Genomic DNA, 13,919 nt, shown 5'->3' with positions numbered 1-13,919 from the left:
AATTCGCACGTTTCGCGCGGAAGATCAACGAATGACCCCCACCACCAAAGAGGCGCAGCGCGCCGAATTGCACAAGACGATTTGGCGCATCGCGAATGACCTTCGCGGCAGCGTCGACGGGTGGGATTTCAAGAGCTACGTGCTCGGCATGCTCTTCTACCGATTCATCTCGGAGAACCTCTCGACCTATGTGAACCGCGGCGAGCACGAGGCCGGCAACACCGACTTCGACTACCCGCGCATGCCGGATGCGCGGGCCGAGTCCGCGCGCGAGTACCTCGTCGCCGAAAAGGGCTTCTTCATCTTCCCGTCGGAGCTCTTCGAGAACGTCCGTGCCCGCGCGCAGCGCGACACGACCGACCTCAACGAAATCCTCGAGCGCGCGTTCAAGAACATTGAGGGCTCGGCCCTTGGCACCGAGAGCGAGGACGACCTCAAGGGCCTGTTCGACGACATCGACGTGAACAGCAACAAGCTCGGCAACTCGGTTGAGCAGCGCAACACCAAGCTCGGCAAGCTGCTCGCCGCGATCGGCGACCTGCCGCTCGGTGACTTTGCCGACAACACGATCGACATGTTCGGCGACGCCTACGAGTACCTGATGCAGATGTACGCGTCGCAGGCCGGCAAGTCGGGCGGTGAGTACTACACGCCGCAGGAGGTGTCGGAGGTGCTCACGAAGATCGCCGTCGACGGCAAGACCCGCGTGAACAAGGTCTACGACCCGGCGATCGGTTCGGGCTCGCTGCTGCTGAAGTTCGCGAAGGTGCTCGGCAAGGAGAACGTTGGTGGCTTCTACGGACAGGAGATCAACCTCACGACGTTCAACCTCGCGCGCATCAACATGTTCTTGCACGACGTGAACTACGAGAAGTTCCATCTCGCGCTCGGCGACACGCTCGTCGACCCGCAGCACTGGGACGACGAGCCGTTCGAGGCGATCGTCTCGAATCCGCCGTACTCAATCAAGTGGGAGGGCAACGACAACCCGATCCTGATCAACGACGCGCGGTTCTCGCCTGCCGGCGTGCTCGCGCCGAAGTCGAGGGCTGACCTCGCGTTTACGATGCACATGCTCTCGTGGCTCGCGGTGAACGGCACGGCGGCGATCGTCGAGTTCCCGGGCGTGCTGTACCGCGGGGGAGCCGAACAGAAGATCCGCAAGTACTTGATCGACAACAACTACGTGGATGCGGTGATCCAGTTGCCGCCGGACCTCTTCTTCGGCACCACGATCGCCACCTGCATCATCGTGTTGAAGAAATCGAAGCGCGATAGCGCGGTGTTGTTCGTGGATGCGTCGGCCGAGTTCAAGCGCGTCGGCAACAAGAACAAGCTGCTGCCCGAAAACCAGCAGCACATTCTGGATGCGCTGGCCGCGCGCGAGGACAAGGCGCACGTCGCGAAGCTGGTCACCAACGAGGAGATCGCGGAGAACGCGTACAACATCGCCGTCTCGTCGTACGTCGAGAAGGAAGACACCCGCGAAGAGGTCGACATCGTCGAACTCAACGCCGAGATCGCGCGCATCGTCGCGCGGCAAGCGGAGCTGCGGGCTTCGATCGATGAGATCGTGGCGGACCTCGAGGGCGCCAAATGAGCGACCTGAAATCGATGCTCGCGCAATTAGCGCCGAACGGCGTCCCCCATAAAACGTTTGGTGAGATTGGAACATTTTCTCGAGGCGGGGGTCCGCAGAAAAAGGATTTCCAGGATGAGGGTGTCGGATGTGTTCACTATGGGCAGATCTACACGCACTACGGCGTTCACGCCGACGAGACGAACGTATTCGTTAGTGTGGATGTTGCTCGCCGCTCGAAGCATGCGCAACCCGGTGACGTCATTATCGCGGACACGAGCGAGAATGATGAAGACCTCGCCAAGGGCGTGGCGTGGCTGGGTCAAGAATCCGTGGCAGTCAGTAACCACACATTGATCTTTAGTTCCGATCTTGATCCGAGTTACGTTTCCTACTTTCTTCGCTCCGCGCACTTCGACAGGCAGAAGCGCCGCTACATCGTGGGCACTAAGGTGCGCACGATTTCGGAATATTCGTTCAACAAGATTCAAATACCAGTTCCGTCGCTAGAAATACAGCAAGAAATTGTGAGAATATTGGATAAGTTCACACAGCTGGAAGCGGAGCTGGAAGCGGAGCTGGAAGCGGAGCTGGAAGCGCGGCGACGCCAGTACGCGTTCTATCGCGACCAACTTCTGACCTTCCGTGAGGGGGGGGCGCTGGACTCCGATGGGTAATATCATCGGGAACCTGGATAGTCGGCGACGGCCTGTCACCCGAGCTGACCGACGGTACGGTATCTATCCGTACTACGGCGCGAACGGTATCCAGGACTATGTCGATGACTTCTTGTTTGAAGGTGACTTCCTGCTTGTTGGCGAAGATGGAAGTGTTCTTCAAAAGGATGGTTCACCGATGGTGAATTGGGCTTCAGGTCGCATTTGGGTGAACAACCATGCGCACGTGCTGACTGAAAAGACTGGTGAAGTGCGGCTTAGATTCCTGTACCACTATTTGCAAACGGTCGATATATCGGCATTTGTTAGCGGAGGCACACAGCCTAAACTCAATCAGCGAAACTTGAACCGGTTTGAAGTACCTGTTCCTGACCTTGAAATTCAAGATCGGATCATTTCCGTTTTAGATGTATTTGAAGAATACGTGAATGGTGTTGGCAGTGGATTACCCGCCGAGATCGAAGCACGACGCAAACAGTATGAGTACTACCGGGACAAGTTGCTCACGTTTGAGGAGGCGGCATGAGCGGCAAGCACATCGAATTATTTCTGGTCGATGGTGAACCGGGTGGAATCACCACTGCAGAAGTTGCAGGCTGGACAGGACACGTATTGGTCGGTCCACGGTCCAATCTGGGGGAACTGATTCGTCGACCAGAGTCATCGCGCAACGGCGCGTATCTGTTGCTGGGCGAAGACAGCGAAGCGATCGAGAACACAGTTTGCTACATAGGCCGAACCGAGAACTTCGCAGAGCGATTTCGAGTTCATGACGCGAAGAAAGAGTTCTGGGACCGCGCGGTCATCATCAGTGCCAAAGACGATAGCTTCAACGAGGGTCACTGGGGTTACCTAGAAGCTCGACTCATTGAGATGGCACGGGTTGCCGAACGGGCTTCCCTACCGAACGTACAGACTCCCAAAATCCGCAAGCTTTCCGAAGCACAGGCGTCAGACATGGAAGCGTTCATCTCGCAGCTGAAAACCGTGCTACCGGTGCTCAACGTGAACGTGCTCAAGTCGCGGAAGGCTCCGGTAGTTGAAGTCGTGCCCAAGGATGAAGATTCGCCGACGTTCACGCTGGTGCAGTCCAAGCTTGGTGTGAACGCAAAAGCCCAAGTGGCTGGCGGTGAATTCACGATGCTGGAGGGCTCCACCGTCGTTGGCGAGTGGCTTGGCCGCGCTACCGCCGAGTCAACCCGGCGTGCATATGCCTCGTACCGGGCGCGGCACGAAAAACTAGTCGCAGACGGAAGCATTGTGATTGACGGCAAGGTTGGCCATCTGACGCGTGACATCGTCTTCACCTCTCCGTCGACCGCTGGCGCCATCGCGCTCGGTCGCTCTTGCAACGGCCGTACCTCGTGGCTATGGAACGGTGGAACCTACGCGCAGTGGGAAGAACGGGGAGTCGATTCCGAATGATCGGGCCCGAGCGCCGCAAATTTGATCCGATCGCCGTCTCGTCCGAGAGCACGGTGGTGGCCGAGTACGTTCCCGAACCGGATACGCGCACGGATTATCAATCCGAGGCGGCGCTCGAGCGTGAGTTCATCGAACTGCTGCAGTCGCAGGCGTACGACTACGTCACGATCCATTCCGAAGCCGAGCTCGTCGCGAACCTGCGCCAGCAGCTCGAACTGCTCAACGGCATCCGATTCACCGAAAGTGAATGGAACGACCTCTTCTTGAAGTGGATCGCGAGCAAGAACGACAGCATCGAAGACAAGACGCAGCGCGTCCACGTGAACCACGAATATCCGCTCAAGCGCGACGACGGGTTCACGAAGAACATCAAGCTGCTCGACAAGAAGAACATCCACAACAACCGCCTGCAGGTGATCAACCAGTACGAGGTCCCTCAGGGTGAGGGCGGCGCGAAGTACGCGAATCGGTATGACGTGACGGTGCTCGTCAACGGGCTGCCGATGGTGCACATCGAGCTCAAGCGGCGCGGCGTCGATATTCGTGAGGCGTTCAACCAGATCAACCGGTATCAGCGCGAGAGCTTTTGGTCGGAGTCGGGGCTGTTTGAGTATGTGCAGTTGTTTGTGATCTCGAATGGGACGCTGTCGAAGTATTACTCGAATACGACTCGGCGGCAGCATGTGCGGGAGGCGGCGGGGGCTTCGACAAGGCCTTCGACAAGCGCAGGCGCCGGGAGGCGGTCTTCGAATAGTTATGAATTTACGTCTTGGTGGGCGGACGCGCAGAACAAGCCGATTCAGGATCTGCGGGCGTTCACGAAGACGTTCTTCGCGAAGCACACGCTGCTGAACATCCTGACGAAGTACTGCGTGCTCACCGTCGACAACACGCTTATGGTCATGCGGCCCTACCAAATCGTCGCGACCGAACGCATCCTGCAGCGCATCGAGGTCTCCACGAACTACCACCAACTCGGCAGCATCGCCGCCGGCGGGTACGTGTGGCACACGACAGGCTCGGGCAAGACGCTCACCTCGTTTAAGACGGCGCAGCTTGCCTCGCGGCTCGAGAGCGTCGACAAGGTGCTCTTCGTCGTCGACCGCAAAGACCTCGACTACCAGACGATGCGCGAGTATGACCGTTTCGAGAAGGGCGCCGCGAACTCGAACACCTCCACCGCCGTGCTGAAACGGCAGCTCGAGGACCCGAACGCGCGGATCATCATCACGACGATCCAGAAGCTCTCGAACTTCATCGCCGGCAACAAAGGCCACGCGGTGACGAACCAGCACGTCGTCATCATCTTCGACGAATGCCACCGCTCGCAGTTCGGCGACATGCACACCGCGATCACGCGCGCGTTCAAGAAGTACAACCTCTTCGGCTTCACCGGCACCCCGATCTTCGCCGCGAACAGCGGCACGGGCGGCAACCCGAAGCTCAAGACGACCGAGCAGGCGTTCGGCGAGAAGCTCCACACCTACACGATCGTCGACGCGATCACCGACAAGAACGTGCTGCCGTTCCGCATCGACTACGTCAACACCATTCGCGTCGGCAACGTCGCCGACAAGGAGGTGTCGGCGATCGCGACCGAGGAGGCGCTGCTCGCGCCCGAGCGCATCCGCGAAGTCGTGAAGTACACGCTCGAGCACTTCAACCAGAAGACGAAGCGCGCCTCGAGCTACGAGCACAGCGTCGTCACGAACGTCGAGGCGTCGAGCGCGGCTCGGCGCCGCGTGGTCGCCGAGCGCGCGAAGCGGCGCGTGCGCGGGTTCAACGCGATCTTTGCCACCGCATCCATCGACGCCGCGAAGCGGTACTACAACGAGTTCCAGGTGCAGCAGCTCGGCCTGCCGAGCGACCAGCAGCTGAAGATCGCGACGATCTTCTCGTACGGTGCGAACGAGGCGAGCGACGACGGGATCCTCGACGACGAGGCCTTCGACACCGACCTGCTCGCGGGCGACTCGCGGTCGTTTCTCGAGGACGCGATTCAGGACTACAACGACCTGTTCGGCACAAGCTACGACACGAGCGCCGACAAGTTTCAGAACTACTACAAGGACTTGTCGCAGCGGCTCAAGAACCGCGAGCTCGACCTGGTCATCGTCGTGAACATGTTCCTCACCGGCTTTGACGCGACGACGCTGAACACGCTCTTCGTCGACAAGAACCTGCGCGCCCACGGGCTCATTCAGGCGTTCTCGCGCACGAACCGCATCCTCAACTCGGTGAAGACCTACGGCAATATCGTGTCGTTCCGCAACCTCGAGGACGAGACGAACAAGGCGCTCGAGCTGTTTGGCAACAAGGATGCGCGCGGCGTTGTCGTGCTGCGGCCCTACGGCGAGTACTACGCCGAGTATGCCGACCGAGTGAAGGAGCTGCTCCAGGAGTTTCCGCTCGGCGAGCGGATCGTGGGGGAGAAGGCGCAGAAGGAGTTCATCAAGCTCTGGGGCGCGATTTTGCGGCTACGGAACATCCTCACGTCGTTCGACGAGTTCGCCGGCGACACTCTGCTGTCGCGGGCGCAGGAGCAGAACTATTCGGGCGTCTACAACGATTTCTACCAGGACTTCCGACGCGTCGATGAGGTCGATCGCGAGCCGATTCACGAGGACGTCGTGTTCGAGATCGAGCTCGTAAAGCAGGTCGAAATCAACGTCGACTACATCCTCATGCTCGTCGCGAAGAAGCAGGAGGAGTCGGGCAACGGTGACGACATCGAGATTCGCGCCGAGATCATGCGCGCCGTCAACGCGAGCCCGACCCTGCGGAGCAAGCGCGACCTCATCGAGGAGTTCGTCGACTCGATCTCGCTCGACAGCGACGTGGACGAGGCGTGGGAGGCGTTCGTCGCGCGCAAGCGCGAGGAGGAGCTCGCCGGCATCATCGCGGCCGAGGGGCTGAAGCCCGAGAAGACGCGGGCATTTGTCGACGGGGCGTTCCGGGATGGCGAGCTGCGGATCGCAGGGCAGGGCATCACCGACATTCTGCCGCCGGTGTCGCTGTTCGCGCCCGAGGGTGGCCGCGCCGCGAAGAAGGACCGCGTGATTGCGTTGTTGACGCGGTTCTTCGAGCGCTTCCGCGGGCTTGTCGGGCGCGGGGAGTAGCTAGCTGCTGCGGCTTTCGAGCATCCGCCGCGTGCTCGCCTCGGGCGACAAGTCGAGGCGGCGCAGCAGCTGCGCATTGAGGGCCACGACGATGGTCGAGAGCGACATGAGGATCGCGCCGACGCTCATCGGCAGTACGAAGCCGATCGGCGCGAGGATGCCCGCCGCGAGCGGAACCGAGATGAGGTTGTAGCCGGCCGCCCACCAGAGGTTCTGGCGCATCTTGCGGTAGCTCGCGCGCGACAGCTCGATCACCGAGAGCACCGAGCGGGGGTCGCTCGACGCGAGCACGACGCCGGCCGAGGCGATCGCGACGTCGGTGCCCGCGCCGATCGCGATGCCGACGTCGGCCTGCGCGAGGGCCGGAGCGTCGTTGACACCGTCGCCGACCATCGCGACGCGCTTGCCCTCGCGCTGCAGCTCGGCGACCTTCGCCGACTTGTCCTCGGGGCGCACGCCCGCGAACACGCGGTCGATGCCGAGCTCGGCCGCGACCGATTCGGCGACCGCCTGCGCGTCGCCGGTGATCATGACGACCTCGACGCTCTGCGCGTGCAGCGCGGCCACCGCGTCGCGTGACTCGGCGCGCACCTCGTCGGCGAGCCGAAGCGCGCCGACGATCTCGCCGTCGGCGAGCACGTGCAGGACGATGGCGCCCTCGGCGTGCCAGGCCGCGGCCGGGGCGGCCTCGGCGAGGCCGTGCTGCTCGAGCAGGTACGGCCCGCCGACCTCGATGGTGCGCCCGTCGACCGAGGCCCGCACACCGACCGCGGGCGAGCTCGAGAAGTCGCTGGCGCCCGCGAGCACGAGGCCGCGGTGCTCCGCTGCGCCGACGATCGCGCGGGCGAGCGGGTGCTCGCTGTCGGACTCGGCGGCGGCCGCGAATGCGAGCACCGCATCCGCGTCGAGGCCCGGGGTGGGCGCGATGTCGGTGACGGTCGGCTCGCCCTTCGTCAGGGTGCCGGTCTTGTCGAAGAGCACGGCGTTGACCGAGCGCATCGACTCGAGCGCGAGACGGTCCTTGACGAGCACGCCGCCGCGGGCCGCGCGCTCGGTCGCGATCGATACGACGAGCGGAATCGCGAGGCCGAGTGCGTGCGGGCAGGCGATGACGAGCACGGTGATGGTGCGCACGACGGCCTCGTCGGGCAGGCCGAAGAGCGACCAGGCGACCGCGGTGATGGCCGCGGCGCCGAGCGCGAACCAGAACAGCCAGCCGGCCGCTGTGTCGGCGATGCGCTGCGCGCGCGAGGACGAGGCCTGCGCGTCGGCCACGAGCTTCTGGATGCCCGCGAGCGTCGTGTCGTCGCCGGTCGCGGTGACTCGGATGCGCAGGGCCGAGTCGGTCGCGACGGTGCCGGCGACGACGTGGTCGCCGACGCCTCGGCGCTGGGTCGTCGACTCGCCGGTGACCATCGCTTCGTTCATCGCGGCGGCGCCATCGACAATCTCGCCGTCGGCCGGCACCGTCGCGCCGGGGCGGACGAGCACGACGTCGCCGACGGTCAGGGTGGCGGGGGAGACCGTCTCGGTGGTGTCGCCGACGACGCGTTCGGCCTCATCGGGCAGGAGGGCCGCGAGCGAGTCGAGCGCGGAGGTGGTCTGCGCGAGCGAGCGCATCTCGACCCAGTGGCCGAGCAGCATGACCACGATGAGCAGCGCGAGCTCCCACCAGAAGTCGAGCTCGTGGTGGAGGAAGCCGAGGCTCGCGCCCCACGAGGCGAGGAACGCGACCGTGATCGCGAGGCCGATGAGGAGCATCATGCCCGGCTTACGGCTGCGGATCTCGCTCACCGCGCCGGTGAGGAAGGGGCGGCCGCCCCACACGTACATGATCGTGCCGAGCACTGGCGAGACCCATCCGAGCCATGCCACGTCTGGCAGCTCGTAGCCGACGAGGCTCGCGAACATCGCGCTCGTCGCGACGACCGGGATTGCGATGACGAGCATGATCCAAAACAGTCGCCGGAATTGGGCGACGTGATCGCCGTGACCCGCGTGGCCTCCGTGGCCACCGTGCATGTCGTGCGATCCGTGACCCGCATGAGCCTCGTGACCCGCATGAGCCTCGTGCCCTGCATGAGCGTCGTGCCCTGAATGCAGATCGTGCCCGGCGTGCTCTTCGGCGTTCGTCTGACCCTCGTTCCCTGCCAGCTCGTGGTGTTCGTCGTGCGTGTGATTCGCCATCGTGTCTGCCTCATGTTCCTTTCGCGCGACCACCCGGGCCGCGCATCGGTTATACCCCTGAGGGGTATAACCGAGCCCTCATGTCCAGCATTCCAACTTCTATGCTCCATCACGACTGTCCCGGGATCCACACAACCGTTCGGCGTCGCAGAAAGTTGAGTGGTCGTTTTTTGTAGTTGCCGGGCACCGGCAACTACAAAAAGTGACCACTCAACCCCAACTACAGGCGTGGGACGATGGGGCCGTGAATTCACGTAGGCAGTGGCGAGCTCGCATCGAAAACGTCATCCGCACCGACCCCGCGTCGAGGCCGATGACCGAGGCGCTGCTGTCGATCGACGAGGTGTACGCCCGCAAGGTCATCGACCTCGCGATGCGCATCGCCGAGTCGCTCGTTGCCGTCGGCGCCTCGGCAAACGAGGTCGTGCTCGCCGTGATTCGCGTCGCCGCAGCCCTCGGCATCAAGCCCGTGCACGTCGACATCAACTACAACTCCATCGCCGTCTCCTACCACCGCAACGAGACCGAGCTGCCGTTCACGCTCATCCGCGTCGTACGCGCGCCCGTGCCCGACCACACCAAGCTCCAGCAACTGCAGGCGCTCGTCGCCGACATCGAGTCGGGCAGCGTGACGCTCGACAACGCGCGCGTGCGCTTCCACAAAATCCGCCGGCAGCCGTTCCCGTACCGCCCCGCCGTCATCGTGCTCGCGCAGGGCATGCTCGCGCTCGGCGTCGGCGTGCTCTACGGCGCGAACTGGTTCGTGCTGCTCATCATCCTGCTCGCGTCCTGCGCGGCCGCCATGACCCAGCGCCTGCTCGCGAAGTGGCACGTGCCCTTCTTCTTCTCGCAGGCAGCCGGCGCCCTCGTCGTCGTCGCGATCGCCGCGGTCTCGAACTGGCTCGGCGACCTCGGCGTGCCGCTGTTCGACGAGGTGCGGCCGACCATCATCGTCGCCGCTGGCATCGTCCTCATGCTCGCCGGTATGTCGGTGGTCGCTGCCGCCCAGGATGCGATCGACGGCTTCTCGCTCACGGCCGGCGGGCGCATCCTCGACCTCGCGCTGCTCACCCTCGGCGTCGTCATCGGCATCGTCGGCGGCGTCGCGATCACGCAATCGCTTGGCATCGGCATTCCGCTCGCGAGCGATCCGCCCGCGCTCGGCCCGGCGTGGATGCAGGTCATCGGCGCGATCCTCATCGCCGTCACGGTCGCGGTCTGGAACGGCGCCGGCGTGCGCACCATCGCGATCTCGGCGGCGCTCGGCGCGACCGCCTGGGGCGGCTACAGCATCGCGCTGCTCGGCGGCATAGGTATGGCCCCCGCGAGCGGCTTCGGTGCACTGCTCGCAAGCTTCCTCGGCACGCTCATCGCGCACCGCTGGCACGTGCCGTCGATCGCCGTGACCACGGCCGCGATTGTGCCGATGGTGCCCGGTTCGATGGTCTTCCGCGGCATCCTCGCGATCGTCGCGGCCGAGAACGACCCGCAGGGCCTCATCGTCGGCTTCGCCGAACTCGTCAGCGCCGGCGCGATCGGCCTCGCCCTCGCGTCGGGGGCGTCGCTCGGCCTGTTCCTCGGCGCGCCGATTCGCGACACCCTGCAGAGCGTCACGCGGCGGCGCGGTCGCATTCGCTAACGGCCGATCGGCCGGGCGCTTCCGGCCAGCGTTGCGGAAGCGGTGGCAGGATGGGGCGACGGCGGTCGGGCCCGCCGGGTGCTACGCGCGAGCCGCGCGCCCCCGCGCACCACCACATCATCGCCCCCCGGGGCCCGGTTCAAAGGAGAACCTCATGACGACTCGACTTCGCGCCGGCATCATCGGTGGCGGGTTCATGGGGGAGGTGCATGCGCGCTCGATCCGCATCGTCGGCGGCGAGATCGCCGGCATCGCCTCATCAAGTCTCGAACGCGCCCGCGATGCGGCGGCGACGATCGGCGTCGACCGCGCGGCGAACGCCGAGGAACTCATCGGCGACCCACACATCGACGTCATTCACGTTTGCACCCCGAACGCGAGCCACGTGCCGCTCGCTCGGGCCGCCATTGCGGCAGGCAAGCACGTCGTTTGCGAGAAGCCGATCGGCGTCAGCCGTGACGAGGCGACGCAACTTGCTGCCGACGTCGAGGCGAGCGACCGGCTGCTCACCGTGCCTTTCGCCTACCGCTTCCACGCGATGACGCGCGAGGCGCAGCGCCGCATCGCCGCCCACTCGTTCGGCCACCTCACTGGCGTTACCGGCGTCTATCACCAGGACTGGCTGCTCGAGCCGGGCGACGACAACTGGCGCGTCGACGCCAAGGCGGGCGGCGCATCCCGCGCGTTCGCCGACATCGGCTCACACCTGGCCGACCTTACCGAGTTCCTCGCGGGCGAGCGCATCGTGCGGCTCACCGCGCGCACCCAGACGGTGCACGCCGAGCGCTCCGGCCGCGAGGTCACCACCGAAGACCTCGCGGTGTTGCTCGTTGAGTTCGAATCGGGCGCACTCGGCACCCTCTCGATCTCGCAGGTGGCAGCAGGCCGCAAGAACTCACTCAGCGTCGAGATCGGCGGCGCCCACGAGACGGTCCGCTTCGAGCAAGAGAACCCCGAGACGCTCTGGATCGGCCACCGTGGCGGCTCGGTGCTGCTCCAGCGCGACCCGAAGCTCATCGGTGGCGACGTCGCCCGCCTCAGCAACGTGCCGGCCGGGCATCCGCTCGGCTACCTCGACGCGTTCGCAGCTTTCGTCGGGGACAGCTACGCGGCGATGTCGAGCGGCGTGCTTCCCGACGGGCTGCCGACGGTGCGCGATGGGCTCCGGGCCGTCGAACTCACCGAGCGCGTCCTTGCCTCGGCCGCGAGCCAGTCCTGGGTTGACGCGTAGCGCCCCGCGCCGAACGACCGCCTACGCGAGTCGCTCGATTTCGACGAACACGATGTCGGATGCGCCGCCCCGGTTCTCGACCCGGTGTTCCGACCCAGCCGCACGGGTATAGCTGGTGCCGGCGACGAGCTCGGCGGTGATCTCGTTGCCCTCGGAGGTGACGACGTGCATGCGGTCGGTCACCATCGGCACGACCACGTACTCGAAGTCGTGACGGTGCATGGGAATCACGCCGCCCGGCGCGATCGTCCACTTCGTCACGCGAAAGTGGTCGTTCTCGAGCTGCAATTCGCCGGTCGATCCAGTGCTCATGGGCGGTGCTCCTTCGGCTCTTCCGCAGCGAATCCCGCCGCTCGGGCCCAGCCTACGAGGTACATAATGACGGTGTGCCGATACTCAACAAAGACATGTCCCTTTGCATCTCGCTCGCTGCTCGGCCGTCGAACTACGGCACGCGGTTCCACAATTTCCTCTACGACGAAATCGGCCTGAACTTCATCTACAAGGCATTCACGACGACGAACATCATCGACGCGATCGCCGGCGTGCGCGCCCTCGGTATCCGCGGCTGCTCGGTGTCGATGCCCTTCAAGGAGGCCGTGATCCCGCTCGTCGACGAGCTCGAGGAGTCGGCTGCGGCCATCGACTCAGTGAACACGATCGTCAACACCGACGGTCGGCTCGCCGCGGCCAACACCGACTACGAAGCCGTCGTGCAGCTACTCAAGAACCACCAGCTCGACACCTCGATGTCGGTGCTCGTACGCGGCTCGGGGGGTATGGCGAAGGCCGTCATCGCGGCGTTCCGCGGCGCCGGTTTTGACGACCTCACGATCGTCGCGCGCAACGCCGAGGCGGGCCAGGCCATCGCCGACCGCTACGACTACCGCGCGGTCACCGACGACCCTGCGCCCGGCCACGACCTGCTCGTCAACGTCACGCCGCTCGGCATGCAGGGGGCGGATGCCCAGACCCTGTCGTTCTCGGAGGCACACATTGGCGCGGCTCAGCAGGTCTTCGACGTCGTCGCGCTGCCCGCCGAGACACCGCTGATCCGCGCCGCGCAGTCTGCGAACGTGCCGACGATCTCGGGTTCCGAGGTGTTCGCGCTGCAGGCCGCGGGCCAGTTCAAGCGCTACACCGGCGTCGAGCTGACGCAGGATCAGATCGGCAGGGCCGCCGCCTTCGCTCGCGAAGCGTAGGTCCCACGGCATGATGACTCCCGGTCGCAATTCCCACGATTCGCCCTACTTCGTCCGCGAGTCCGCGACGCAGTACCGCCCGAACCTCGAGACGGGCGGCAGCTGGAACAACCAGGAGCAGCACATCGCGCCCGTCGTCGGGCTCATCAGCCACCTCATCCTCACCGATCGCGATGAGCGCCATGCCGACAGCACGCTGCGCATGAGCCGGCTCTCGTGCGACATCCTCGGCGTGATCCCGATCGAACCGTTCGATGTCGAGCTGCGTGTCGTGCGACCCGGCCGCACCATCGAACTCGTCGAGGCGATCCTCACCCATGGTGGCCGGCCCGCGGTGAGTGCGCGGGCCTGGCTCACGAAGGAATTCGACACCGAGGACATCGCGGGCACGACCGTGCCTCGCATCCCGTCGGTCGACGAACTGCCGAGCTGGGACATGGGGGACACCTGGGACGGCGCCTTCGTTGAGACGCTCGACGTGCGCCGTCAGTCGAGCGGCCCGGGCGTCGCCCAGTATTGGATCCGGCCCCAGCGGCCGCTCCTGACGGGCGAGCCGGTGAGCAACACAGCCCGGTTGCTCTCGGTCGCCGACCTCGCGAACGGCTCAGCGACGCTCGTGTCGCCCGACGAAGTCGCGTTCCCGAACCTCGACCTCACCGCGCACCTCTACCGCGTGCCGGTCGGGGAGTGGCTCGGCTTCGACACGCACGTCTCGATCGGCCCGCGCGGCGCGGGGCTCACGCAGAGCATCCTGCACGACGCCGAGGGGCCGATCGGCACCCTGGCGCAGACGCTCACGGTGCGCCCGCGGCGCGACTAGCACCAGCAACGAGGTCGGGCCGCGCAGCGTCCAGCTGCGC

11 protein-coding genes are annotated in these 13,919 nt (G+C 64.8%); 9 read left to right on the top strand and 2 right to left on the bottom strand.

Annotated elements, in window-relative coordinates; genetic code table 11:
• Positions 1–31: 31 nt before the first annotated feature.
• Genes QM019_RS08660 through QM019_RS08640 form a run of 5 tightly spaced genes read left to right on the top strand, consistent with a single transcriptional unit; the run spans position 32 to position 6,800 of the window.
• Positions 32–1,600 (top strand): type I restriction-modification system subunit M, encoded by a 1,569-nt coding sequence (locus QM019_RS08660; protein ID WP_282852639.1) that lies wholly within the window; start codon positions 32–34, stop codon positions 1,598–1,600.
• Positions 1,597–2,256 (top strand): restriction endonuclease subunit S, encoded by a 660-nt coding sequence (locus tag QM019_RS08655; protein WP_282852637.1) that lies wholly within the window; start codon positions 1,597–1,599, stop codon positions 2,254–2,256. The genes QM019_RS08660 and QM019_RS08655 overlap by 4 nt, the downstream gene beginning before the upstream one ends.
• A complete protein-coding gene (locus tag QM019_RS08650; RefSeq protein WP_282852636.1) occupies positions 2,249–2,782 on the top strand; it encodes a restriction endonuclease subunit S in 534 nt (177 codons plus the stop codon). The genes QM019_RS08655 and QM019_RS08650 overlap by 8 nt, the downstream gene beginning before the upstream one ends.
• A complete protein-coding gene (locus QM019_RS08645) occupies positions 2,779–3,681 on the top strand; it encodes a GIY-YIG nuclease family protein (protein WP_282852635.1) in 903 nt (300 codons plus the stop codon). The genes QM019_RS08650 and QM019_RS08645 overlap by 4 nt, the downstream gene beginning before the upstream one ends.
• On the top strand, positions 3,678–6,800 hold the full coding sequence (locus tag QM019_RS08640) for a type I restriction endonuclease subunit R (RefSeq protein WP_282852633.1): 3,123 nt from the start codon (positions 3,678–3,680) through the stop codon (positions 6,798–6,800). The genes QM019_RS08645 and QM019_RS08640 overlap by 4 nt, the downstream gene beginning before the upstream one ends.
• Here QM019_RS08640 and QM019_RS08635 read toward each other — a convergent pair whose 3' ends face one another.
• Positions 6,801–8,987, bottom strand: a complete 2,187-nt coding sequence (locus QM019_RS08635) for a heavy metal translocating P-type ATPase (RefSeq protein ID WP_282852632.1) — start codon at positions 8,985–8,987, stop codon at positions 6,801–6,803.
• Between the two features lie 244 nt (positions 8,988–9,231).
• Between QM019_RS08635 and QM019_RS08630 the strand changes: the two genes are divergently transcribed.
• Positions 9,232–10,626 (top strand): threonine/serine exporter family protein, encoded by a 1,395-nt coding sequence (locus QM019_RS08630; RefSeq protein ID WP_282852631.1) that lies wholly within the window; start codon positions 9,232–9,234, stop codon positions 10,624–10,626.
• A 154-nt stretch (positions 10,627–10,780) separates the two neighbouring features.
• Entirely contained in the window at positions 10,781–11,857 is a 1,077-nt protein-coding gene (locus QM019_RS08625) for a Gfo/Idh/MocA family protein (RefSeq protein ID WP_282852630.1), read from the top strand.
• A 21-nt stretch (positions 11,858–11,878) separates the two neighbouring features.
• On the opposite strand, the gene QM019_RS08620 is transcribed toward QM019_RS08625, so the two are convergent.
• On the bottom strand, positions 11,879–12,169 hold the full coding sequence (locus tag QM019_RS08620) for a cupin domain-containing protein (protein WP_282852628.1): 291 nt from the start codon (positions 12,167–12,169) through the stop codon (positions 11,879–11,881).
• A gap of 74 nt (positions 12,170–12,243) precedes the next feature.
• On the opposite strand from QM019_RS08620, the gene QM019_RS08615 reads away from it, so the two are divergent.
• Positions 12,244–13,059: a shikimate 5-dehydrogenase gene (locus tag QM019_RS08615; RefSeq protein ID WP_125106388.1), complete on the top strand. Its 816-nt coding sequence runs from the start codon at positions 12,244–12,246 to the stop codon at positions 13,057–13,059.
• A 10-nt stretch (positions 13,060–13,069) separates the two neighbouring features.
• Positions 13,070–13,879 carry a thioesterase family protein gene (locus QM019_RS08610; RefSeq protein ID WP_282852627.1) on the top strand — a complete coding sequence of 270 codons (810 nt, stop codon included), beginning with the start codon at positions 13,070–13,072 and terminating at the stop codon, positions 13,877–13,879.
• Positions 13,880–13,919 lie beyond the last annotated feature (40 nt).

Origin of the sequence: Gulosibacter sediminis, from assembly GCF_030011715.1 — a bacterium.
GTDB lineage: Bacteria > Actinomycetota > Actinomycetes > Actinomycetales > Microbacteriaceae > Gulosibacter > Gulosibacter sediminis.
The sequence above is the reverse complement of the archived record's forward strand: the minus strand, read 5'-3'. Positions and strand labels throughout refer to the sequence as shown.

Bases quoted from the DNA above. Each gene is read 5' to 3' on its own strand.
- QM019_RS08650 (WP_282852636.1), top strand. From the start codon at position 2,249: ATGGGTAATATCATCGGGAACCTGGATAGTCGGCGACGGCCTGTCACC.
- QM019_RS08610 (WP_282852627.1), top strand. From the start codon at position 13,070: ATGATGACTCCCGGTCGCAATTCCCACGATTCGCCCTACTTCGTCCGC.
- QM019_RS08635 (WP_282852632.1), bottom strand. From the start codon at position 8,987: ATGGCGAATCACACGCACGACGAACACCACGAGCTGGCAGGGAACGAG.
- QM019_RS08645 (WP_282852635.1), top strand. From the start codon at position 2,779: ATGAGCGGCAAGCACATCGAATTATTTCTGGTCGATGGTGAACCGGGT.
- QM019_RS08655 (WP_282852637.1), top strand. From the start codon at position 1,597: ATGAGCGACCTGAAATCGATGCTCGCGCAATTAGCGCCGAACGGCGTC.
- QM019_RS08660 (WP_282852639.1), top strand. From the start codon at position 32: ATGACCCCCACCACCAAAGAGGCGCAGCGCGCCGAATTGCACAAGACG.
- QM019_RS08620 (WP_282852628.1), bottom strand. From the start codon at position 12,169: ATGAGCACTGGATCGACCGGCGAATTGCAGCTCGAGAACGACCACTTT.
- QM019_RS08640 (WP_282852633.1), top strand. From the start codon at position 3,678: ATGATCGGGCCCGAGCGCCGCAAATTTGATCCGATCGCCGTCTCGTCC.
- QM019_RS08625 (WP_282852630.1), top strand. From the start codon at position 10,781: ATGACGACTCGACTTCGCGCCGGCATCATCGGTGGCGGGTTCATGGGG.